The 22609-nt window shown below is 33.6% G+C and carries 26 protein-coding genes; 22 read left to right on the top strand and 4 right to left on the bottom strand.

Annotated elements, in window-relative coordinates; translation table 11 throughout:
• Nucleotides 1–3: 3 nt before the first annotated feature.
• The 4 genes from Q1A01_RS16040 to Q1A01_RS16025 form a co-directional block, all read right to left on the bottom strand.
• The gene (locus Q1A01_RS16040) at nt 4–309 is read right to left on the bottom strand and encodes a rhodanese-like domain-containing protein (protein ID WP_299683041.1); all 306 of its coding nucleotides are present in this window, start codon (nt 307–309) and stop codon (nt 4–6) included.
• On the bottom strand, nt 306–1694 hold the full coding sequence (locus Q1A01_RS16035; RefSeq protein WP_299683039.1) for an MBL fold metallo-hydrolase: 1389 nt from the start codon (nt 1692–1694) through the stop codon (nt 306–308). The genes Q1A01_RS16040 and Q1A01_RS16035 overlap by 4 nt, the downstream gene beginning before the upstream one ends.
• Before the next feature lie 108 nt (nt 1695–1802).
• The gene (locus Q1A01_RS16030; RefSeq protein WP_299683037.1) at nt 1803–2432 is read right to left on the bottom strand and encodes a thioredoxin family protein; all 630 of its coding nucleotides are present in this window, start codon (nt 2430–2432) and stop codon (nt 1803–1805) included.
• Nucleotides 2429–2935 (bottom strand): TlpA disulfide reductase family protein, encoded by a 507-nt coding sequence (locus Q1A01_RS16025; RefSeq protein ID WP_299683035.1) that lies wholly within the window; start codon nt 2933–2935, stop codon nt 2429–2431. The genes Q1A01_RS16030 and Q1A01_RS16025 overlap by 4 nt, the downstream gene beginning before the upstream one ends.
• A 114-nt stretch (nt 2936–3049) precedes the next feature.
• On the opposite strand from Q1A01_RS16025, the gene Q1A01_RS16020 reads away from it, so the two are divergent.
• From Q1A01_RS16020 to Q1A01_RS15915, 22 genes are all read left to right on the top strand, one after another.
• Nucleotides 3050–3559, top strand: a complete 510-nt coding sequence (locus tag Q1A01_RS16020; RefSeq protein ID WP_366520109.1) for a MarR family transcriptional regulator — start codon at nt 3050–3052, stop codon at nt 3557–3559.
• Between the two features lie 18 nt (nt 3560–3577).
• On the top strand, nt 3578–4144 hold the full coding sequence (locus Q1A01_RS16015; protein ID WP_299683033.1) for a YceI family protein: 567 nt from the start codon (nt 3578–3580) through the stop codon (nt 4142–4144).
• 233 nt (nt 4145–4377) lie between these two features.
• Nucleotides 4378–5775, top strand: coding sequence for an anthranilate synthase component I family protein (locus Q1A01_RS16010; RefSeq protein ID WP_299683031.1), 1398 nt, complete (start codon nt 4378–4380; stop codon nt 5773–5775).
• Between the two features lie 33 nt (nt 5776–5808).
• A complete protein-coding gene (locus tag Q1A01_RS16005; RefSeq protein WP_299683029.1) occupies nt 5809–6378 on the top strand; it encodes an aminodeoxychorismate/anthranilate synthase component II in 570 nt (189 codons plus the stop codon).
• A gap of 14 nt (nt 6379–6392) precedes the next feature.
• Nucleotides 6393–6995 (top strand): hypothetical protein, encoded by a 603-nt coding sequence (locus Q1A01_RS16000; RefSeq protein WP_299683027.1) that lies wholly within the window; start codon nt 6393–6395, stop codon nt 6993–6995.
• Between the two features lie 50 nt (nt 6996–7045).
• On the top strand, nt 7046–8038 hold the full coding sequence (gene trpD, locus Q1A01_RS15995) for an anthranilate phosphoribosyltransferase (RefSeq protein ID WP_299683025.1): 993 nt from the start codon (nt 7046–7048) through the stop codon (nt 8036–8038).
• Between the two features lie 128 nt (nt 8039–8166).
• Complete coding sequence (gene trpC / locus Q1A01_RS15990; protein ID WP_299683024.1) at nt 8167–8943, top strand: indole-3-glycerol phosphate synthase TrpC; 777 nt, start codon at nt 8167–8169, stop codon at nt 8941–8943.
• The gene (locus Q1A01_RS15985) at nt 8940–9374 is read left to right on the top strand and encodes a hypothetical protein (protein ID WP_299683021.1); all 435 of its coding nucleotides are present in this window, start codon (nt 8940–8942) and stop codon (nt 9372–9374) included. The genes trpC and Q1A01_RS15985 overlap by 4 nt, the downstream gene beginning before the upstream one ends.
• A 55-nt stretch (nt 9375–9429) precedes the next feature.
• Entirely contained in the window at nt 9430–10044 is a 615-nt protein-coding gene (locus Q1A01_RS15980) for a phosphoribosylanthranilate isomerase (protein WP_299683019.1), read from the top strand.
• A gap of 23 nt (nt 10045–10067) precedes the next feature.
• On the top strand, nt 10068–11258 hold the full coding sequence (trpB, locus tag Q1A01_RS15975; protein WP_299683017.1) for a tryptophan synthase subunit beta: 1191 nt from the start codon (nt 10068–10070) through the stop codon (nt 11256–11258).
• Nucleotides 11259–11822: 564 nt separating this feature from the next.
• The gene (gene trpA, locus Q1A01_RS15970) at nt 11823–12584 is read left to right on the top strand and encodes a tryptophan synthase subunit alpha (RefSeq protein WP_299683015.1); all 762 of its coding nucleotides are present in this window, start codon (nt 11823–11825) and stop codon (nt 12582–12584) included.
• 158 nt (nt 12585–12742) lie between these two features.
• Nucleotides 12743–13156, top strand: coding sequence for a hypothetical protein (locus Q1A01_RS15965; protein ID WP_299683013.1), 414 nt, complete (start codon nt 12743–12745; stop codon nt 13154–13156).
• Between the two features lie 295 nt (nt 13157–13451).
• Nucleotides 13452–14000, top strand: a complete 549-nt coding sequence (locus Q1A01_RS15960; RefSeq protein ID WP_299683011.1) for a Two component regulator three Y domain protein — start codon at nt 13452–13454, stop codon at nt 13998–14000.
• 334 nt (nt 14001–14334) lie between these two features.
• Nucleotides 14335–14886, top strand: coding sequence for an HAD family hydrolase (locus Q1A01_RS15955; RefSeq protein ID WP_299683009.1), 552 nt, complete (start codon nt 14335–14337; stop codon nt 14884–14886).
• 20 nt (nt 14887–14906) lie between these two features.
• Nucleotides 14907–16115 carry a PNGase F N-terminal domain-containing protein gene (locus tag Q1A01_RS15950; RefSeq protein ID WP_299683007.1) on the top strand — a complete coding sequence of 403 codons (1209 nt, stop codon included), beginning with the start codon at nt 14907–14909 and terminating at the stop codon, nt 16113–16115.
• 124 nt (nt 16116–16239) lie between these two features.
• Nucleotides 16240–17514: an aminotransferase class V-fold PLP-dependent enzyme gene (locus Q1A01_RS15945; RefSeq protein ID WP_299683005.1), complete on the top strand. Its 1275-nt coding sequence runs from the start codon at nt 16240–16242 to the stop codon at nt 17512–17514.
• A 29-nt stretch (nt 17515–17543) separates the two neighbouring features.
• A complete protein-coding gene (locus Q1A01_RS15940) occupies nt 17544–17852 on the top strand; it encodes a hypothetical protein (protein WP_299683003.1) in 309 nt (102 codons plus the stop codon).
• Nucleotides 17845–18447 carry a hypothetical protein gene (locus Q1A01_RS15935; protein ID WP_299683001.1) on the top strand — a complete coding sequence of 201 codons (603 nt, stop codon included), beginning with the start codon at nt 17845–17847 and terminating at the stop codon, nt 18445–18447. Before Q1A01_RS15940 ends, Q1A01_RS15935 begins: the two co-directional genes overlap by 8 nt.
• A 10-nt stretch (nt 18448–18457) precedes the next feature.
• Nucleotides 18458–19405 (top strand): alpha/beta fold hydrolase, encoded by a 948-nt coding sequence (locus Q1A01_RS15930; protein ID WP_299682999.1) that lies wholly within the window; start codon nt 18458–18460, stop codon nt 19403–19405.
• A 29-nt stretch (nt 19406–19434) separates the two neighbouring features.
• A complete protein-coding gene (locus Q1A01_RS15925; protein WP_299682997.1) occupies nt 19435–20052 on the top strand; it encodes an endonuclease/exonuclease/phosphatase family protein in 618 nt (205 codons plus the stop codon).
• Nucleotides 20053–20199: 147 nt separating this feature from the next.
• A complete protein-coding gene (locus Q1A01_RS15920; RefSeq protein WP_299682995.1) occupies nt 20200–20742 on the top strand; it encodes a sigma-70 family RNA polymerase sigma factor in 543 nt (180 codons plus the stop codon).
• Nucleotides 20743–20753: 11 nt separating this feature from the next.
• Complete coding sequence (locus Q1A01_RS15915) at nt 20754–22481, top strand: hypothetical protein (protein ID WP_299682993.1); 1728 nt, start codon at nt 20754–20756, stop codon at nt 22479–22481.
• Nucleotides 22482–22609: the final 128 nt, after the last annotated feature.

The following is a 22609-nucleotide window of genomic DNA, read 5'->3' as shown; positions in this document are numbered from 1 at the left end:
ATTTTATAATTCTTCTTCCCAAGCCATGTAACCACCTAGCATATTGTAAGTGTTTTCAAAACCTAGCTGTCCCATAATAGCACATGCTTGGCCACTACGATTTCCTGAACGACAATAAATATAATAATTCTTATCTGTATCTAATTTTTTTACCTCGTCTATAAATCCTTGTCCTAAAAAAATATCGATATGATGTGCATTCTCCAGTGCCCCTTCATCTACTTCGTCCTGTGTACGAACATCTAAAATCACTGCATTATCATCGGTTGCGATTTGTGATTTCCACTCTTCTACTGTTATATCTTTCATTCTGTTAATTTAATAGTTCCTAATTCTGTTTTTTTAATAGCACCGTATCCACCTAATACATTTACCATCTCAATTCCCTGAGATCGTGCAATAGATGCATATATCAAAGACCTATATCCTCCAGCACAATGTACATGATACGTCTTTGAAGGATCTAAATCCTTACTATTAGTATGTACATCATCTAAAGGCATATGTGATATTCCTGCAATATGGCTTGTTGTAAACTCTCCATCTTTACGTACATCTACTGGGTAAGCAATACTACCATTGGAGAGTCCATCTACAAACTCTTGTGCGGTAACTTCTTGTATGCTCACAGTTTCTTTTCCTGCTTCAATCCAAGCTTCTACGCCTCCTTCAAGGTATCCTAAACTATGGTCATATCCTACTCTAGAAAGACGGGTCGCTACCTCTTCTTCTTTACCTTCTTCAGCTAGAACTATAATTTTTTGATTGATATCTTTTACCATAGCTCCAACCCACGGCGCAAACTGCCCACTTAGTCCTATAAACCATGCTCCTGGCAGAGACGCTTTCGCGAAAGCGGAAACACTTCTTGTATCTAGCACCAACATATCCCCTTGCAATGCTAATGTCTCAAATGCAGTAACTGAAAGAGGTGTTGTACCTCTTTTTATAATGGTATCAAAGTCTGTATTAATACGTTTATTCATAGCTACATTCTCAGGAAAATAACTAGGAGGCGCATTTAATCCAGTAATTAATTCTTTGATAAAATCTTCTCTATTTAACTTAAACGCATAATTGGTTTCTTTTTGATTGCCTAACGTATCACTTGTCTGACTACTCATATTCTTACCACAAGCAGAACCAGCCCCATGCGCTGGATAGACAATAATATCATCTGAAAGCGGCATGATACGGTTATGTAAGCTATCATATAAATGCCCTGCTAAATCTTCTTTAGTCAAGTCTGATTTTGCAGCAAGATCTGGACGTCCTACATCACCTATAAACAAAGTATCTCCTGTAAAAAGAGCTTCCTCTTTTCCTTCTTCACTTCGCAATAAGTAACAAGTCGATTCCATAGTATGACCAGGTGTATGGATAACCTCCATTTGAAGAGTTCCTATTTGAAAAACCTCACCGTCTTTTGCACTGTGATAATCGTAACCTGCTTTTGCATTAGGTCCAAGTACAACAGTAGCTCCTGTAGCTTTTGCTAAGTCTACCTGACCACTTACAAAGTCTGCATGAAAATGAGTAAGAAACACATATTTAATAGTACTTTCATGTTCTTTTGCGAGATCAAGATAAGGTTGTACTTCTCGTAAAGGATCTATAATAATAGCTTCTCCTTGAGAACTTATAAAATAAGCTCCTTGGGCTAAGCATTTTGTATACATCTGTTCTAAGATCATAAGCATCTGTAGTTTGTTGCAAATTTAAGGAAATAATATAGGGAGATACAAAAAATCGAAACTTGATTAAGTTTCGATTTTTTGTATGTATTGTAAAATAATAAGGTGTTATGCTTTTATAGAGCAACCTATCGCTTTTGTTTCTGTTATTTCGATCGTTTTACCAGAAAGCAACGCATCCACAGCATTTTCAAGATACTTTACTTTTACTGCATTAGCATTTCTTGAGTTATCATCAATAGCGCCTATATACTTTACCTCATTACCCTTTTCAGTTTTTTGAAGTAAATATACATGAGGTGTTTTTGTAGCTCCATATACAGGAAACACTTTTTGGCCTTCATCAAAAAGATATGGAAATGTAAACCCTTTTTCTTTAGCACGTTGTTGCATTGCATTAAAACTATCTCCAGGTTTCATCTCTGGATTATTCGGGTTAATAGCTATTACAGGATATCCTACATTTTTATACTTCATATCTAATGCAATAATACGGTCTTCATTAGCAACCGAGAAAGGACAGGTATTGCACGTAAAAATGACAATAAACCCTTTGGCATCTGCATAATCTGAATAGGAAACCATTTTCCCATCTATATTTTTTAAAGAAATATCTTTTGCGATATCTCCTATACCATAACCGTTACCACCTACTTTATTGGGATTGATAGATCTTACGACAAAAGCCGATAAAATCACAACCACAGCAATAGCAGTTAAAATTTTTAATGTTTTCATAAAAATAATTTAAGCTCTTTTTCTAGCATTTCATAGGTGAAAGATCGCTCATGAAAAGAACGTTTTTCATCATTATACATAATCGTTGCAGGAATTGCACCTGACCAAGTAGCATCTACTTTTGGAATCCAACTATTACCATCCCCATCGTCTAAAAATACTACTTCTGATTGAATATTCCGCTTTTCTATAAAATGAGTGAGACGTTCTATCTGATCAGGAAAATCTAAACTTACTAGAATCACCTTTACATCCTTGGTACCATAAGTTGCTCTCAATTCTTCAAAATGAGGTAATTCTTTAACACATGGTTGACACCAAGTAGCCCAAAAATTTACCACATGTACTGCTGCTTCAGAAGCTTCTAAATAGTCTTCCAATCCCTCATAATCTATCGTTACAAAAGACATATCTTCTTTTAAATCTTCAAAAGAAACAATTTCTGGATTTCCACCCTTACAACTTATTAAAAGTAATATTCCTATAAATGCATAAAATTTCATCACTACAAAAATATAATACAGTTTGTACTCCCTTCAAGCTATTAACAAACTTTGGGAGTTATACGTTAAAAAATTGTTGATTTAGTTTGTCTAATGCTTCAAATTTTTAAAAAATTGTTAAATAATCCAAATAGAAATGAAGAATACTTTACATTTGTATACACAAATATTGTAATGACAATAGAAGAAATCATTCAAGCTAAGACATTACCGCTTTCGCGAAAGCTGACTATTAATCTTTTATATTCAGCAAATTGGGCCAATGATATGATCACTGAAGCTATAAAACCTTTTGACATATCCTTACAACAATTTAATGTGCTTCGTATCTTAAGAGGCCAAGATGACCAACCTGCAAATCTCTCTACGATTAACTCTAGAATGGTTGCTAAGACAAGTAACACAACAAGACTTGTAGATAAACTAATTACCAAAGGATATACCGAACGTATTACCTGTCCTAGCAATCGAAGAAAAGTTGAAATCACAATTACACAAAAAGGACTGACTCTTTTAGATACTATAGATCCTATTATAAATAGTGCAGAAAAGAAAGTAACAAAACAATTAAACGACAATGAGCTTGAGATACTCAATAAACTACTCAACAAACTCAGACAATAAATATTAAAATCAAAAAAAATGAAAACTAAATTATTTACAGCAATTTTAGCACTTATCGTAACTGGAGCTTTTGCTACAAACCCAATTAAAAAAGAAATAAAAGTAAAAGAATCAAAAATCATTTGGACAGGAAAAAAAGTAACTGGATCACATACAGGTACTATTGATCTACAAGACGGCACACTTATCATGGAAGGTGACAAGCTTGTAGGAGGAAGTTTTACAATAAATATGACCTCATTACAAGTAACAGACTTAGAAGCTGGAAAAGGAAAAGAAAAATTAGAAGGACACTTAAAGTCAAAAGATTTCTTTGGCACAACTGCACATCCTACAGCTACATTTACAATCACAGATGTTGTACAAAATGGAAATGTATATAGTACTGTAGGCAATATGACTATTAAAGGAATTACTCAAAGTATTAGACTACGTATAAGCGTTTATGGTAATAAGGCTACAACTAAATTATCTATAGATCGTACAAAGCATGGAATTACATATGGATCAGGAAGTTTCTTTGATAACTTAAAAGACAAAGCTATCAATGATGAATTTGAACTTGATGTGACATTAAATTTTTAATCCTTTTAATGTAAGGACTGAAAAAGCCTTGAGACTATTTGTCAAAATTTAGCATCAAGGCTTTTTTTATTTAAAACAGCTTCCTATATTTACACTCAGAATGAAAAACAATACAGTACATACTTGGTGGTGGAATACGAAACTAACGTTATCGTAAGAAGCTCCTATGTATTTAACATATATTAAAAGCCTGTCTTACGACAGGCTTTTTCATTTTTACAAAAGAATATGCAATGACATACATATTAAAAACATACTCAAAAAAACTACTTGCAGATACTATTACACCTGTATCTGTATACTTGCGCTTGCGAGATCGTTTTCCTAATAGTTTACTACTAGAGAGTAGTGATTACCATGCCAATGATAATAGTTTTAGCTATATCTGTTGCAACCCTATTGCTTCTATAAAAGTAGATCGTGACCAAATTGTACAACAATTTCCCGATGGCAATAAAACAATACAAGAAATCACTCCTGAAACTGATGTTGTGGGTATTTTGGACGCTTTCGCGAAAGCATTCTCATCAGAATCATCTGATTTTAAATTCATAAATAATGGCCTTTTTGGATACTTATCGTATGATGCTGTTCATTTCTTTGAAGATATAGAAATCACTAAAAAAGAACAGGATTTAGCAATTCCTGATATATATTATGCCGTATATCAAAATATCATTGCCATCAATCATTTTAATAATGAAGCCTACATCTTTTGTCATACTACAGAAGAAGAAAATAATATTGCGCAGATAGAGCAATTACTAAAAGTTAAAAACTTCGCTGAGTATAATTTTAATAGAGAAGGCACTGTTAACACCAATATCTCTGATCAAGAATTTAAAGACTTAGTAGAAACTTGCAAAAAACACTGTCAGCGCGGTGATGTTTTTCAAATTGTACCTAGCAAACGATTCTCTCAGCAATTTAAAGGAGATGAATTTAATGTATATAGAGCGTTACGTAGTGTAAATCCTTCTCCTTACTTATTCTACTTTGATTATGGAGATTTTAAAATATTTGGATCTTCTCCAGAAGCACAACTTATTGTAAGTGAAGGAAAAGCGGAGATTCATCCTATCGCAGGAACTTTTAAACGTACTGGAAATGATGAGCAAGATGCACAACTTGCCAAAGAGCTTGCTGTAGACGAAAAAGAAAATAGTGAACATGTAATGCTAGTAGATCTTGCTCGTAATGATCTTTCAAGAAATGGCCATGGCGTTCAAGTAGAGACGTATAGAGAAGTCCAGTTTTTCTCACATGTCATACACCTAGTAAGTAAAGTAACTGCTCATAAACATGATTCCTCAAGTACATTACAAGTGGTAGCAGATACATTTCCTGCAGGAACCTTAAGTGGTGCTCCTAAACATATGGCGATGCAATTACTAGAAAAGTATGAAAATCGCAATCGTACTTTTTATGGAGGTGCTATCGGTTTTATGGACTTTAATGGCAATTTTAATCATGCCATTATTATTCGTTCATTTTTGAGTAAAAATCACGCATTACATTATCAAGCAGGTGCCGGAATAGTATCTGGAAGTGACCCCGAAAAAGAATTACAAGAAGTATATAACAAATTAGGTGCTTTAACAAAGGCACTAGAACTTGCTGAAGAGATTTAAGATGTCTTTAGTATATCACTAAATATAAAATAGATGAAGAAAGTACTCGTTATAGATAACTATGATAGTTTCGTATATAATCTCGTCCATTATTTGGAAGAGCTAGACTGTACTGTGGTAGTAAAGCGTAATGATCAATTTCATATTGATGATTGCGAAGATTATTCTAAAATTTTATTATCACCTGGACCTGGTATTCCTGAGGAAGCTGGCTTATTAAAAGAGGTCATTCAAAAGTATGCATCTACTAAAAGTATTTTAGGTGTATGTTTAGGACAACAGGCTATTGGAGAAGTTTTTGGGGGGAGTCTTATTAATTTAGACCAAGTGTTTCATGGAGTAGCCACTCAAATTGACATTACTAAAGAAGACACCGTTTTATTTAAAGGACTAGACACTCAAATAGCAGTTGGGAGATATCATTCTTGGGTAGTAGCACAAGATGGGTTTCCTGAAAGTCTGGAAATTACTGCAGTAGATCACACGGGACAAATCATGGGATTACGCCATAAAGTATATGATGTACGTGGCGTGCAGTTTCATCCTGAGAGTGTATTAACTCCTGATGGAAAAGCAATGATCAAAAATTGGATTGATAACTAACTAAAACCTAAATAATGAGACGTCTCTTTTTTTACCTAGTACTAAGCAGTATCATTTTTTCTTGTGTAAAAGACAAACCGAAAGCACCAGCTACTCCAAAAATGCCTGAAGTATCAGATGTTAAAGCTCCTGAAGTTCCAGAAGTAATTGAAGATTCTGTACCAGAACCTCCTAAACCACCCGTAGAAGAAGTGAAAGAGGTAAAAAAACCTGTAGTAAAAAAGAAAAAACCAAAAGTAGTTAATAAGAAAAGAGAAGATTATAAGTCATTAATTTTCAATGTGCAGCTGGGTATTAATCCTGATAGAAAAAACTGGGTGTTATTTAAAAATGGCACCTATATGGTGTTTCCAAATAATACTGCAGAAAAAGATGCAAGAAGAGCTGCCAAAAAACTATTATCAAATTACAAAGGCGGTTCGATAACAATTACTAAATCTGCTTTTGCAAAAGGATGGATCGCTTCTACTAGTACCGGTATTTATAATTATATAGATAGAGATGCTTTTGGGAAAGGTATCCCAAAGCAAGAAAATATCCTTAAAAAAGGACAAGATAATCTCACAACAGATGCTAAAAATTTAGAGATTATCTATATCAATAGACCAAAAGAATAAGTGATTATAGAATAATTAAAATAATATTTCCGTCTTCACGGAAAATGAATATGAAAAAGATACTTAATAGACTTATACAGCACGATGTTCTTTCTAAACAAGAATCCCGTGAGATTTTAGTCAACATATCAGAAGGGAAATACAATCCCAGTCAAATTGCTTCTTTTCTTACGGTATATATGATGCGTAGCATTACCGTAGAAGAATTGGAAGGATTTAGAGATGCATTACTAGACCTATGCCTCTCTGTAGATCTATCTGGATATAATACTATAGATTTATGTGGTACCGGTGGTGATGGGAAAGACACCTTTAATATCTCTACTCTTTCTAGTTTTGTTACTGCTGGTGCAGGCGTTCATGTCACAAAACATGGAAACTACGGAGTTTCTTCTGTAAGCGGAAGTAGTAATGTTATGGAACATCTTGGTATTAAATTTAGTAATGACAAAGACTTTTTAAAACGATCTATGGATGAGGTTGGTATGTGCGTATTGCATGCACCACTCTTCCACCCTGCTATGAAGAATGTAGCTCCTATACGTAGAGAATTGGGCGTTAAAACCTTTTTCAATATGCTTGGGCCTATGGTAAACCCTGCATTTCCTAAGAATCAACTGGTGGGTGTTTTTAATTTAGAATTGGCTAGAATGTATGGGTACCTCTATCAAAAAGGGGATAAAAACTTTACCATTTTACATGCTTTAGATGGCTATGACGAGATCTCACTAACGGGGCCTACAAAAACCATTACCAATCTAACGGAAACCATGCTGACACCATCAGATTTTGGAGTAGCAGCACATACTCAACAAGATATTTATGGAGGTGATAGTGTAGAAGCATCAGCAAAAATATTTGTAGATGTGATTTCAGGTAAAGGAACTACACCACAAAACAATGTAGTTTGTGCCAATGCCGGAATGGCGATTGCTACCGTAAAAGGTCTAACACCTAAAGAAGGGTTTGAACAAGCAAAAGAAAGCCTACTATCTGGAAAAGCATTAGAAAAATTAAAGAAATTACAGGAATTAAGTAAATAGAAACACTAATTCCCTCTCCTTGAGGAGAGGGCTAGGGGGAGGTGAAAAATATAAAATTTAACAAATTCTCGTAAAAACGGGAATAAAACAGAAAAGCGGGGTGAGATTCCCGCCTTCGCGGGAATAAAATGACGATATTAGACAAAATAATAGCCGACAAGCGCAAAGAAGTAGCACTTAAAAAACAATTGATTTCGACAAGTCAGTTGGAACAGTTTCCACTTTTTGATCGGGAAACGCGTTCACTAGCAACTGCACTGAAAGAAGGTTCTGGTATTATTGCAGAACACAAACGCAGGTCTCCTAGCAAATCTGTTATTAACCATAATTTAAGTGTCCAAGATGTAGCACAAGGTTATGAAACGGCAGGCGCTAGTGGTATGTCTGTATTAACAGACGGAAAGTATTTTGGCGGTTCTCTAGACGATTTATTACTTGCCAGAGCAACTACAAACTTCCCGTTATTACGCAAAGAATTTATTGTAGATGAGTATCAAATTCTGGAAGCAAAAGCACATGGGGCAGATGCGATTCTTTTAATTGCTGCCTCTCTAACTAAAGAAGAGATTGTTTCTTTTTCTGCTTTCGCGAAAGCGTTACACCTTGACGTACTTTGTGAATCACACAATAAAGAAGAACTCCTAAAATCTATTGTTCCAACCGTCGATATGTTAGGGATTAATAATAGAAATTTAAAAACCTTTGAAGTTAGTATTCAAACAAGTAAAGATCTGGTTACATTGATCCCTAATGATTTTGTAAAAGTATCTGAAAGTGGGATTAGTAATGTAAGCGCAATCAAAGAACTACAACCGTATGGCTTTGAAGGCTTCTTGATAGGAGAAAACTTTATGAAAACCGATAATCCAGGCATAAGTGCCTCCACATTTATAAGTGAATTATGATCTCAGAAAAACGTATTCCATTTAGTTATAAACGACTACGCTACTTTTTACAAATGGGCATAGCTTGGACTGCATTGGGCATAGCGCTTTTAATATTGAAAATACTATTCAATATTGACATGGGAATCTTACTTACATCTATTCCGTTTTGGCAAGCATTAATGTTTGTAGGAGGAATACACTTACTGCTATGGTTCGTTTTTAAATTAAATACGTATGTCATCATTGACAAAAAAAGTATTACTCAAAACAATATCCTGTTTATAAACCGACTTTTTTTTGACGAGATAGTGCATATAGATGAGTATGCTGGTGATTATACATTTATAGGAAAAAAGAAAAAAATCAGATTAAAAAAAGTAAGTTTCACACCTGATGATCATGACATCATTAAGGAACTAGCCGAAAGATTACATGCCAAAAAATCATAAACATACAACTCCAAAGCATGAGATTTCCACCTCTGTGGGAATAAAAGTGTGCGGCATGAAATACAACACACAAGAAGTCGCTGCATTACAGCCAGATTATCTTGGGTTTATATTCTATGAAAAGAGTCCTCGAAATTTTGATGGGGAGATCCAAATGCTTCCAAATGGCATAAAAAAAGTAGGCGTATTTGTGGATGCTAGCATTGCTTTCGCGAAAGCACAAATAGAAAAATATAACTTAGATATCATCCAATTACACGGAAACGAATCTCCTGAGTATATACAAGAACTAAAGAATGTCATATCGAGCGCAGTCGAGATATGGAAAGTATTCTCTATCAAAGACACTTTTAATTTTGAAAGACTCACACCTTACGAAGGACTTGTAAATGCATTCCTTTTTGATACCAAAGGAAAAGCCAAAGGGGGTAATGGATATACCTTTGATTGGAGTGTACTAAAAAAATATACTTCCGAAACACCTTTTGTTTTAAGTGGTGGTATTGGATTAGAAGAAATAGATAACATAAAAGAAATTTTAGGAACGAATCTTCCTATTCTTGCACTGGATGTAAATAGCAAGTTTGAAGATAAGCCTGGATTAAAAAATATTGAACAATTGACAACTTTCACTTCTCAACTCGCTTCCCTCCTAGAAAGGAGGGATTGAGGGAGGTGTAACACGAAAATATTATGATTACAGAAACATACCAAGCAGATGAACGAGGGTATTATGGTGATTTTGGAGGTGCATTTATTCCTGAAATGCTCTATCCAAATGTAGAAGAGTTACGCTCGCAATACATTCAGATCATGCAAGAACCTTCTTTTCAGAAGGAGTTCAATCAATTATTGAAAGACTATGTAGGACGTCCTACACCACTCTATTATGCAGAGCGTTTTAGTAAAAAATACAACACAAAAATTTACTTAAAACGAGAAGATTTATGTCATACGGGAGCTCATAAAGTAAATAACACCATTGGTCAGATATTAATGGCCAAAAGATTAGGCAAAAACCGAATCATTGCTGAAACAGGAGCCGGACAACATGGTGTAGCAACTGCAACAGTTTGTGCCTTAATGGGGTTAGAGTGTATTGTGTATATGGGTGCCATCGATATAGAGCGTCAAGCTCCTAATGTTGCACGTATGAAAATGCTAGGTGCTACCGTACGTCCTGCTATGTCTGGAAGTAGAACGCTGAAAGATGCCACTAATGAGGCGATACGTGACTGGATTAATAATCCTGTAGACACGCATTATATCATAGGATCTGTAGTAGGGCCTCATCCCTATCCGGATATGGTAGCACGATTTCAATCGGTGATTTCTGAAGAAACCAAAAAGCAATTGCAGGAAGTAGAAGGACGTGAAAACCCAGATTATGTGGTTGCCTGTGTAGGTGGCGGAAGTAATGCCGCTGGATTATATTATCATTATTTAGATCAGCCAGAAGTGGGTATTATTGCTGTAGAAGCTGCTGGAAAAGGAATTGATACAGGCGAAAGCGCGGCTACCTCGGCTTTAGGACGTGAGGGAATTATACATGGAAGCAAAACGCTCTTAATGCAAACACCTGACGGACAAATTACAGAGCCATATTCTATTTCAGCGGGATTGGATTATCCGGGAGTAGGCCCAATGCATGCCAATTTATTTAGAACGGGGCGCGGCGAATTCATCTCTGTGACTGATGACGATGCCATGCAAGCTGGTCTTGAATTAAGTAAACTAGAAGGGATTATTCCAGCCATAGAAACGAGTCATGCTCTGGCTATATTTGAAGAACGCAAATTCAAACCTGACGAAGTGATTGTCATTAATCTATCAGGGCGTGGAGATAAGGATTTGAACACGTATATTGATTATTTTAAATTGTAGATTAACTTTCTCACCCATAAAATAAATTAAGAAAAGTATTTATACGCTTTCGCGAAATCGAGCCTTTGAGATTCACGACCATAGGAAGAGCGAAGCGTTAAAACATAACACTTTAACTCATAAAAAAAAGCTAAAAAGAGATTTACACCTTTGAAAAAGAGAACAAATAAATAGAATGAGATTTCCTCCTTCGCGGAAATGAAAAAAAATCTATATAGATTAAGAATGACTCTAGACAAAAGAAAATATATTATTAAAATACTAGCAACAATTGCCTTACTATTTAGTCTTTGTAATGGATTACTTCAAGCGTATGGTTGGCAACAGGAAGGTGTTAAAGTATCTCATACCTTATATATATTTTTCTCCTCTTTTATATGGTGTTTTATTTGGGGGTTTAGTATTGGTACACTAACTACTTTTATACCCTATAAACAATCAAGTTACAAACAACGCTACCTATTTCATGCTTTGTCTTTTACTGTTTTAGCAGCAATATTGCTAATACTTTCAGGAATCAGAATGATTTATTACACAAAATATTTATACAATTTCTAATTGAAAATGAACCGTATACAACAAAAATTACAAGAAAATAAAAAATTACTCAGTCTCTATTTTACAGCAGGATATCCTGCTATTAATGACACAATGACTATCCTGCAACAATTACAAGATAGCGGAGTAGATATGGTAGAAATAGGACTTCCATTCTCTGATCCTTTAGCTGATGGTCCTACCATTCAAGAAAGTAGTACGACAGCATTAAAAAATGGAATGACCACACAATTGCTCTTTGAACAACTCAAAGATGTTAGAAAAACCATTGACATTCCATTGATAGTAATGGGATATTTCAATCCTATGTTACAGTATGGTGTTGAGAAATTTTGCGCTACTTGTGCCGAAATTGGTATTGATGGTATCATTATGCCAGACCTTCCACTAGCAGAATATGAAGCTGAGTATAAAGCTATTTTTGAAAAGCATGGCTTACTGAATGTGTTTTTAATCACTCCCCAAACTAGTGATAAACGCATCAGACAGATAGATGCTGCTAGTGACGGGTTTATATACATGGTGAGCAGTGCGAGTACGACAGGTGCACAAAGTGGTTTTGGAAATACGCAATCTGATTATTTTGAACGCATTGATGCTATGAATCTTAAAAATCCACAAATTGTAGGTTTTGGAATTAGTAACTCAGATACGTTTCAGGCGGCTACCGCATTCGCGAAAGGTGCCATTATCGGTAGTGCTTTTATAAAACATATCACTGCTCATGGAGCCAATAGTGTTGCAGACTTTGTAAAAACGATACGATGATAAACATACTCTTACCAATAGAATTTCTATTTTAATTTAGATACACTATATTTTTTTAAATAATGTAAATGGAAAAACTTATAGAAATACTATTTAGGCAGGCGTGGTTATTTTTAATTATATGGACAATACTTTATGGTTATATATTAAAATCAAAATTGAAAAAGTTTATCCTAGAAAAACCAACTCTTAAAAAAGGATATGAAGATTATCATAAAGGGTTAATATTTCATGTAAACATTCCCTGGATTATAATGGGCATAGGGAGTTTAATAGGACTAACAGATAGTCCATTTGAATACGCATACCCCCAATTAATGAATCCCATAGTACTCGTTTACCACGCTTCCATACTAATTTTACTACTCTTATTCATTAGATGGATTTATTTTAAAAATGGAGCTAAGTTTATTGAAAAACACCCAGGCATTATACAAATAACTACTTTTAATAAAATTAAAAACGCTACCGCTAAACAAATTAAAGCCTTCCTTTCAATTATCATTCTATATGTCTTTTTCACACTTACCTATGCTTGGGTACAAGAAGTACCATCATTCATTACTAATTAATTTGCAAGTGCATTTATTATAAAAAATGCTTCTCAACTTTTCTGTTATTATAAAAAAATAACTATTCAATAAACAATACATAACAACAAACATCTTCAAAACCACAATCACCTAAAAAACAAATATCTACACTCAAACACCTTTTTTAAAAGTTACATACAACTAGCAAAATATATATTTTTTTGTGTATTTCATCTATATTTTAATGTATTTCAACGATTCATCGATGATTTACCTGTCAAATAAATTGACAAGTGAAACTCCTCATATTTTTGTACTCACAGAACTCAAGAATATGAAAACAGTTTTTATTTTAGTGCTATCGATTTTTTCTTTTACCGCGACAGCTACTACGATATCTTCTTCCGAAAGGCAAGCGCTTATCGATTTGTACTATGCTACAGATGGAGATCACTGGACAGAATCTTGGGATTTAACAACTTCAGTAGAAAACTGGAAAGGAGTTACTGTTATTGACCATAAAGTAGTTGCTTTAGAACTTACAAATAATAACTTAAATGGTGAACTTCCTGCTTCTATAGGAAACCTAACCCATGCAAAAGTTATCAACCTTCATAATAATAATATACAAGGAAAAATTCCTACTACTATTGGAGACTTAGACCAATTAAAAAGTCTTAATCTTTCTCTCAATATACTACAAGGAAGTATCCCTGAAGAAATTTCCAAAATAGAAAGCCTAGAATACTTATACCTGTATGCAAATGATTTTACAGGAATATTCCCAAAGAAAATTAGTAAGCTACCTAATTTAAGACGTATCCGTATGTATGCAACAAACATAAAAACAGATACTTCAAACACACTCGCAATTATATATTGATTACAACACCCCTAAATCGTTTTACCCCAAATCAATATACCTCAAATCAATAGTAAGAACAGAAACATACCCCCAAGTGTTTCTGTTTTTATTTTAAACAAACTCTCAAGGCACGTCAAAACTAGGATGTAACATTTCGGTAATACGATGTACTGATCATGTATGGCAACTTTTATAGTTATAATAGTAATGTATTGGATTGGCAATACTTGCCTACTTCTTCCCAAAAGGCATTAGAATATTTTGTATTGATGCCGAAAGTATTTTCAAAAGAAATACTGAGAAAGATGAAGATTATTATGCTTAATTTTCCATAAAATAATTCTTTTCGAAATTGGTATCTGAAAACAAAAAAAATATCTTACTCATATTAGATCTTGATGAGACTTTAATACATGCTACAGAGGTTCAGCAAGATATTCCACATTGTTTTACTTATGCAGATTATTATATTTACAAGAGACCGTATTTAGAAGAGTTCTTAAAGATGGTAAGTGTGTATTTTGATTTAGCCATATGGTCCTCTGCAGATGATAGGTATGTAGAAGATATTGTAGCTCAAATAAAACCTCCTACTATAGATTTTAAATTCATTTGGGGAAGATCACGTTGTACCACAAGGAGAGATTATAGCCTAGACACTTATATCCATGAGAAACGTCTTAAAAAAGTAAAGAAACAAGGATATACCATAGAACGCATGCTTATTGTAGATGATTCGCCTGAAAAAACAAAAGACAACTATGGCAATGCCATCTACATCAATCCTTTTGAAGGAAATCAAGAAGATCATGAATTGCAATTACTTCTGAAGTATCTCTCATCAATAAAAGAATTAGAAAATATAAGAAACCTTGAAAAAAGAGGTTGGAGAAATCAAGTATAACAACTAGTTACAGCCATTGTATGAAATCACAATTACTTTTATGCATTACTTTAATTACAGTATTTTTTTCCTGTAAAGAAGCTATTATTGAACCTATAGGAGATACAACCATACACGTTTTTGAAAATACAAACTTGTATTTTGATATGGCATTTAAATCTGACCCTTCTCCATTACAGGATGCTATTTTGCGTTTGGATGCAGGTCGTGTGATTGTAAAAAAAGTAACAATTCCCAACTATATTTTACAAACAGAAGCAAGCGTCAATGTTACACTAACATCTAATGGAGATCCTTGGGATAAATCTGGGTCTTTATTTGTTATTCCAACAGATACTGATATTTCATTATTAGATTTTGAAAATGGGAATTTTGACCTAGCACAACTTCAAGAAATGTATCCTGCTATTACTTCTTTTACAAAAGATAGTATTGCATATAACCCTAACATAGAATTACTTCGATTTATGACTCCATTTGGTGTAGGGCATTTTACGGATAGTGAACGCGTAAAAGATCGTAAGCCTATTTATATTCCTCATTGGGAAAAAGAGGTTTCTTGGTCGCAAGATATTTCTCACCTTTTACCGGTATTACATGATGAGGTGTACATCGGTGTATTTATAGACACGTGGACAAAAGAAGGATACAATATATCTGTTTCCTTAGATTTTGACGAAAGTGATTTCCCTAATCATACAACAGAAAAACGAGAAGTGTTACCACTAGTAAATACAACTAAATATGCCTCTGCACAACGATTATTTGATGCCTTTTCTAAAGATACCATCGTTGTAGATTTTTCAATAGATACACCTTTTAAAAATGCTAAGCTACATTACATCACTACGGGACATGGCGGACATGGAGGTGGTGATGAGTTTGTAAAAAAAGAAAATATCATCACACTAGGCGGAACAATGGTCAAATCATTTATCCCATGGAGAGATGATTGTGCGAGTTTTAGGCGTTTCAATCCTACATCGGCGACATGGCCTGCAAATAAAATTATGGAAGATGAGACCTCTACACAACAGATAGCCTCTTCAGATTTCTCGCGTTCTAATTGGTGTCCTGGAAGTGATGTAATACCAGAAGTTATTCCTTTAGAAGGTTTAACTACAGGAAGGCATACCTTAACGATTGCTATTCCAGAAGCACAAGTTGCTACTGATACTGAAAATAATTATTGGATGGTTTCTGCGTATATTACATACGATTTAGAATAGTTAAATGACATTCTAAACAGCATACCTTTTGAAATTAGTTTTTACACGCTTTCGCGAAAGCGTATAACCCCATTATTATTGAGGGTATTATCTTAGTATAGATACTTAGACAAATTAATCTTTTATGAAAAATAATCGTCGTCGGTCTTTTGTAAAACAGTTGCTTGCAGGAGTAACAGGAGCTACCTTATTACCTTCTTATACTGCAAATGCATCTACTCCTAAAGATGTACCATCACGTGTAAATTACACAGATGATTCTGAAACTTTTTGGGAACAGATAAAACAACAATTCATTTTTGCTGAGGGACTTTATTATTTTAATAATGCATCTTTAGGTCCTTCTCCTATTTCAGTACAAGAAGCTACCAACTCATTTAGGGCAACTCTAGATGGGTTTCCTTCTAAATATATGTGGGGAGATTGGAGTGATGAAAAAGAAACGGTTCGTCAAAAAGTGGCAGATGTATTTTCTGTTTCTAATGAAGAAATAGCCATCACACATAATACTACTGAGGGAATGAATCTGATTGCGCGTAGTTTTGATTTACAACCTGGTGATGAGATTATTTTAGGAGATCACGAACATCACAGTGGTACTGTCCCTTGGAAGGTATGGCAAGAATCAAAAGGCGTCAAATTAGTTCGTCCTGTACTTCCTATCCTCCCTGAAACTGTTGAAGATATTGTTGCGGTTTACAGAAATGCTATTACACCTAAAACCAAAGTGATTTCTATGTGTCATATGGTAAATACCAATGGAATGATCCTTCCTGTGAAAGAGATTTCGAAAATGGCACATGAGAATGGAATTTTGGTTGCCGTAGATGGTGCACAAAGTTCAGGAATGTTTACGATAGATCTGCACGACTTAGGATGTGATTTTTATACAGCGAGTGCTCACAAGTGGTTATTTTCGCCGAAAGGCATTAGTGTATTCTATGCAAAAAAAGAGAGCCAGCACTATCTAAAACCACTGGTAGTAGCTTATGGGTATGATGACCCTAGCATACGCCGTCTAGAAAACTATAATACGCGTAATTTACCTGAATACTTAGGTTTAGGCGCTGCCATAGATTTTCATACTAAGATTGGAAAGGAAAAGATTGCACAACGATCGTATGAGCTAAAACATTATTTTAGAAACAAACTAAAAGACAATCCTTCTTTTAGATTTAAAACGCCTGGGCATGATGATTTATCTTGTGCTATACAAACGGTAGAAATTATAGATAAAAATGTACAGGATGTTAAAAAACAACTGTCCGAAACCTATGGCATAGACACTCGACCTATGAGTACTTTTGAGTTGAATGGCGTACGTATCTCTTTTGCCATTTTTATTACGAAAAGAGATGTTGATTATTTAGTGAAGGCTTTAGAAGAAATTGCTGGTTAATTTATGAGTATATAGGTGAATTGACTATTATGGAAATAAAAATTAATATTAATAAAAATGAAAAATTCAGTTTTCTATATATCATAACAGGTTTTCAACATATTTTAAAAAAATATACTTTAACTGAAGCCGAAGAACTTATGGAAATTTATGAATCGGGTGAAGATGTAATTTTCACTATTAATGATAATTCTCTAACCGAAAGGATAAAAAATGACTTGATTAAAATGGGTGTAAAATTTCATTTAAGTGATGGTGAAAGTGAAGTGTTCTTTAATCCAAAAAAGTCTGAATTATGGGATTTTATTGAAAAATACGAGAGAAATAAAAATGAATAAATATAGTATACTTCCTCTTTTGGTATTGATATCACTGTCAGGTTTTGCACAATCAGATTCCCTATATTTTTCTGTTTCTTCTTATTATTCAAATAATCTACTGCATAAAACAGATACTATCGCAATAAAAGACATGAAGCAAACACTAGATGTGCACTTCTACAAAAAGCATTTTCATCTATTTTATGGACTTCCTAAACAACTTATTAAGAAGAAATATAAAAACCAAGAAATCGTAGAATGGTCAAATCCTGAAAATGAGCAAGCAAATTGGTCAGACTCTTATACGTATGATACAAAAGGAAGGTTAATTGAATATAAGTATTCGGGTTGTATGATTTGCTCACAGTTACCTTGGGGATATACATTAACGTATGACCAGAACGATAACATTATAGAACAACGTACGTATTATTTATCATTAGTAAATGAGAAAGCATTACCAAAGACTCAAGAAGAAGAAAGAAGAAATCTTACGCTTATTCAAAAGCCTACAAGCTATACAAAACTCACTTATAATACTTATGGTAGTATTATCGTTTTAGAAAAGTTTGGAGAACATGGGATAGAAGAGAGAATTGAACGTATTAAATAATATAATCATAATGAAAACCACTCTTAAAATCACACTTATCGTCTGTGCTTTGATTAGCATTGCTTGTAAAAAAGAAATAACACCTACAACAGCCACAGAAAAAACAGTGATCTTAAAAGATACGCTTATACAACACACTGTGATTTCTGAAGGGCATCCTATGGCTGTATGGGAGAAAAAGGCACCAAAACCAAAAGGTGTTATTCTTTTTGTACACGGGCGAACTTGGAGTGGTGTTCCAGATTTTGACTTACAAGTAGAAGACGAAGATCTTTCTTTAATGGACGGAATGATCGAGCAAGGATATACGACATATGCGATCGATTTACGTGGATATGGAGCAACACCAAGAGATGCTAGTGAATGGAACACACCTAACAAAGCAGCCCGTGATATCAATACTGTATTACAATGGATTTCTACGCAACATAAAAATCAAAAAGTACATTTATTTGGATGGTCTATGGGGTCTACTCTTTCATTACTAGCGACTCAAAAAGACGATACGCATATTGCTAGTTTGACCTTATTTGGCTTTTGGTTAGATATTAATACCATAATTCCAGAAGATCCTACTGATATTATGTTAGAAAAAAGAGTCAATACTGCCAAAGCTGCTGCCAGTGATTTTATCATCCCTGGATCTATTAGTAAAAATGCTGTAGACACTTACGTGAAAATGGCGCTAGAAGCAGACCCAATTCGAGTAGACTGGAAACAACAGAATGAGTACAATCAGATTGATCCTACGGTTATCAACACGCCAGTATTAGTATTACAAGGAGCCGAAGACCCCATTGGCCCAACAAATAAACAAGCAACACTTTTTACACAATTAAAAACAAAAGACAAAAGTTGGGTTGTCATTTCTGGAGGAGATCACGCAGCATTCATGGAAACACCACGACCTCATTTTATAAAATCTTTTGCTGACTTTATTGACCGTTTTAATCCATAACAGTGAAAATCATTACATGGAATTGTAATATGGCATTTCGAAAAAAAGCACAGACTATACTTTTCGAAAACCCTGACATTTTGGTTATTCAAGAATGTGAATGTCTTGATAAACTTATCTTTAAAGACGAAATACAGAAACCAAATGACTCTTTTTGGTTTGGAGATAATCCTCACAAAGGGCTTGGCGTTTTCACCTATGGAGAGTATGCGATATCACCACTTCCTGATCATAATACAGATTTTCGCTTTGTAGTACCCTTACAAATTTCTAATGGGCAAATCACTTATACACTTCTTGCTATTTGGGCGCAAAAACCTGAAACCAATGACAATTATGGAATTCATATTTGGAATGCAATTAACTATTATACAGAAATAGTATCATTAGATAACTTGCTACTCATCGGTGATTTTAATAGCAATACATTTTGGGATAAACCAAATCGGGAATCCAATCATTCCAATGTAGTTGCTTATCTTTCTAAACATACTATAGAAAGTACGTATCATTATTTTCACAATCAAATACAAGGCAAAGAAAAAGATCCTACATTTTATCTCTATAAGCAACTAGGTCGCCCGTATCATCTAGATTATTGTTTTGTTTCAAAGACCTCCTTAAGAAATTACAAAACGTACATATAGGTAATCATAAGGATTGGGCAGCCCTTAGTGATCATAGTCCAATAATTATTGATTTTGAGTAGTGATATCGTTATTCATTAAAAATTATTTTATAAAATTGAGGAGACCTTTTCACAAAATGACCATTAATAAGTAAAACATACTTTTATGAGTGATCAAAAAATAATGATGCTTTTTAAAAATGGTCAGCGAGATAAAGCATTTCGACAATTATATCGTCTCTATCCCAGAATTGAAAAATTAGTACTTTCTAAAGGTGGTTCTAAAAATGATGCACAAGATGTATTTCAAGAAGCATTAATCATAGTAAGTAAAAATCTAGAAAAATCAGATTTTAAATTAACTTCTTCTTTTTACACGTATATCTATGCGGTATCACGTTTTATCTGGAAGGATACTCAAAAACAATATACCAAACAAGAATTACATTCCTTACAACCTGAGGAAGTAGATACATTCCACAGCATATTAGAGGAGAAAAAATATCAATATGCTGAAAAAGCGTTTCTCGAATTAGGAGAACGATGTCAAGAATTATTACAACTGTTTTATCAGAGGGCCTTATCCTTTAAAGTGATTGCACAAATGATGCAATTTAAATCTGAAAAGATTGCAAAAAATCAGAAGTATAAATGCTTACAAAAAGCAAAAGACATCTTTAAAGCCAACTACAAAACGGTTCAATCTTAGTTCGTAACATCATGGAAAAGTACATACAAGACATAGAACGCATTAATGAATATATAAACAATAATTTATCCAGTTATGAAAGACGATTATTTGAACTACATCTAATAACAGATTCTAAGTTAAAGACACTGTATGAAGAACATTTAACATTTCTAGGTGGTATAAAACGTGTTAAGTTAAAACAAGAAATTCAAGCAGCTCGCAAAGGATATTTCCTAACAAAATGGATCAAGTCTTTATTGATTGGTTTAGGAGTTATAGGTCTTGCATTATTGGTTTATAATTTGGTGTTTACAAATGATGAAGTAGTTCCTGTAGATGAATATATTGAAGAGTCTATAAGCGAGAATAGTTTTATATATAGTAATATAAAGCAAAAGAAAAAAGAAAAAAACTCACCTGTTAATTCAATTTCAGAAATTATATCATTTCTATCCCCTATCGAGGAGAGTTTCACCATTAAAGTAGGTGAAGAATCTTTTTTAAAAGGAGCAGAAGGAACCACAATATATATTCCTGAATATGCTTTTCAATATGAAAATGGCACAGAACCTATTGGTTCTATAAATTTAGAACTAAAAGAATGTTTTAGCCTTACCGATATGATTTCTGAAAATCTACAGACCACTTCAAAGGGTCAAATTCTAGAAACCAATGGCATGATATACATTAATGCTGAATCGGAAGGTAAAAAGCTTCATATCAAAAATGATAAAGCAATCGTTATTGGGTTTCCTAAAAAGAACTCAAAAAAAGAAATGGATTTGTTTTATGATATTCAAATCAATGATAGTATAAATACATGGATACCAGATTATAAATTATTTGAGGCAAATGCTATAAACAATTCAATTAAAGAAGTTGATACAGTAAATGACTATGGAGTAGACACTATTATTGAATTGAATTATCCTATAGAAATGACTGATGACCTGTATGATTTTGGATACTTCGTTTCTTTGAGAACAGCCACATTTGACTTTGTAAACTTTTTAGGAAGTGATGAAACTGTTGTGGAGTATCTTGAAAATTCTAAAAATACTGATAGCATAAAAGCTTATACATTTCATAAAAATAATTGGAGAACAGATTTTGATTTTAATATCAACAAAGAAGGTGAGATAATTAATTTAAGGCCTAATAAAGATGTTGGCATTATCTATGAGAAAGGAGCTATTAATATGGCAAGAGAAATATTTCAATCTCTACCTCCTTTTGATGTTACTAATTTTAAAAAAGATATCAAAACGAATTGGACCTATTCATTAGGTATTTCTAATCGACGTTCTATAAACTGGAAAAGGTTTAAACAGAAATTCAGAGAGAAATATGCTAAATATAAAGATAATGCTATTCAAAAATTAGATTCAGAAGCTTTACAATATTATATGTTTGCTGCAACTGAAATGGGATGGATAAATTGTGATAGATTTTGGGATATAGATCAGGCTAAAAAAACAGATTTTATTGTAAATACAGATTACCCAAATGACACTAAAATACAAATCATCTTTAAGGACATCAAAAGCATTATGAATGGAAGTTTAGAAAATGGAACACTTACTTTCAAAAATATCCCTAAAGGAAAAGAAATAAGAATCATAGGAATAAGTTATTCAAATGGGAAGCCAACATTAGCAATCGGCGAATCTACAACAGATAACAAAACATATACACTTACAGGGTTTAAAGAATTTACTCTTGACCAATTAGAAATTGAACTTAACTCACTAAAATAGTTAAGACGTATAAAAGCCTTGACAAATACGATTCATCAAGGCTTTTTACTATTTAATTTTTTATTATACACTCTCCTTGATGTCCCTTTACCTAAAAGTCATTAGCACATGACGAACTACTACAAAAA

The sequence above is a fragment of the uncultured Dokdonia sp. genome (assembly GCF_947492815.1).
Classification (GTDB): Bacteria; Bacteroidota; Bacteroidia; order Flavobacteriales; family Flavobacteriaceae; genus Dokdonia.
This window is presented reverse-complemented; position numbering and strand designations above follow the sequence as displayed.

Excerpts from the sequence above, each read along its gene's own strand:
- Q1A01_RS16040 (WP_299683041.1), bottom strand. The coding sequence starts at position 309 with ATGAAAGATATAACAGTAGAAGAGTGGAAATCACAAATCGCAACCGAT.
- Q1A01_RS16035 (WP_299683039.1), bottom strand. The coding sequence starts at position 1,694 with ATGATCTTAGAACAGATGTATACAAAATGCTTAGCCCAAGGAGCTTAT.
- Q1A01_RS16030 (WP_299683037.1), bottom strand. The coding sequence starts at position 2,432 with ATGAAAACATTAAAAATTTTAACTGCTATTGCTGTGGTTGTGATTTTA.
- Q1A01_RS16025 (WP_299683035.1), bottom strand. The coding sequence starts at position 2,935 with ATGAAATTTTATGCATTTATAGGAATATTACTTTTAATAAGTTGTAAG.
- Q1A01_RS16015 (WP_299683033.1), top strand. The coding sequence starts at position 3,578 with ATGAAAACTAAATTATTTACAGCAATTTTAGCACTTATCGTAACTGGA.
- Q1A01_RS16010 (WP_299683031.1), top strand. The coding sequence starts at position 4,378 with ATGACATACATATTAAAAACATACTCAAAAAAACTACTTGCAGATACT.
- Q1A01_RS16005 (WP_299683029.1), top strand. The coding sequence starts at position 5,809 with ATGAAGAAAGTACTCGTTATAGATAACTATGATAGTTTCGTATATAAT.
- Q1A01_RS16000 (WP_299683027.1), top strand. The coding sequence starts at position 6,393 with ATGAGACGTCTCTTTTTTTACCTAGTACTAAGCAGTATCATTTTTTCT.
- trpD (WP_299683025.1), top strand. The coding sequence starts at position 7,046 with ATGAAAAAGATACTTAATAGACTTATACAGCACGATGTTCTTTCTAAA.
- trpC (WP_299683024.1), top strand. The coding sequence starts at position 8,167 with ATGACGATATTAGACAAAATAATAGCCGACAAGCGCAAAGAAGTAGCA.
- Q1A01_RS15985 (WP_299683021.1), top strand. The coding sequence starts at position 8,940 with ATGATCTCAGAAAAACGTATTCCATTTAGTTATAAACGACTACGCTAC.
- Q1A01_RS15980 (WP_299683019.1), top strand. The coding sequence starts at position 9,430 with ATGAAATACAACACACAAGAAGTCGCTGCATTACAGCCAGATTATCTT.
- trpB (WP_299683017.1), top strand. The coding sequence starts at position 10,068 with ATGATTACAGAAACATACCAAGCAGATGAACGAGGGTATTATGGTGAT.
- trpA (WP_299683015.1), top strand. The coding sequence starts at position 11,823 with ATGAACCGTATACAACAAAAATTACAAGAAAATAAAAAATTACTCAGT.
- Q1A01_RS15960 (WP_299683011.1), top strand. The coding sequence starts at position 13,452 with ATGAAAACAGTTTTTATTTTAGTGCTATCGATTTTTTCTTTTACCGCG.
- Q1A01_RS15950 (WP_299683007.1), top strand. The coding sequence starts at position 14,907 with ATGAAATCACAATTACTTTTATGCATTACTTTAATTACAGTATTTTTT.
- Q1A01_RS15945 (WP_299683005.1), top strand. The coding sequence starts at position 16,240 with ATGAAAAATAATCGTCGTCGGTCTTTTGTAAAACAGTTGCTTGCAGGA.
- Q1A01_RS15940 (WP_299683003.1), top strand. The coding sequence starts at position 17,544 with ATGGAAATAAAAATTAATATTAATAAAAATGAAAAATTCAGTTTTCTA.
- Q1A01_RS15935 (WP_299683001.1), top strand. The coding sequence starts at position 17,845 with ATGAATAAATATAGTATACTTCCTCTTTTGGTATTGATATCACTGTCA.
- Q1A01_RS15930 (WP_299682999.1), top strand. The coding sequence starts at position 18,458 with ATGAAAACCACTCTTAAAATCACACTTATCGTCTGTGCTTTGATTAGC.
- Q1A01_RS15925 (WP_299682997.1), top strand. The coding sequence starts at position 19,435 with ATGGCATTTCGAAAAAAAGCACAGACTATACTTTTCGAAAACCCTGAC.
- Q1A01_RS15920 (WP_299682995.1), top strand. The coding sequence starts at position 20,200 with ATGAGTGATCAAAAAATAATGATGCTTTTTAAAAATGGTCAGCGAGAT.
- Q1A01_RS15915 (WP_299682993.1), top strand. The coding sequence starts at position 20,754 with ATGGAAAAGTACATACAAGACATAGAACGCATTAATGAATATATAAAC.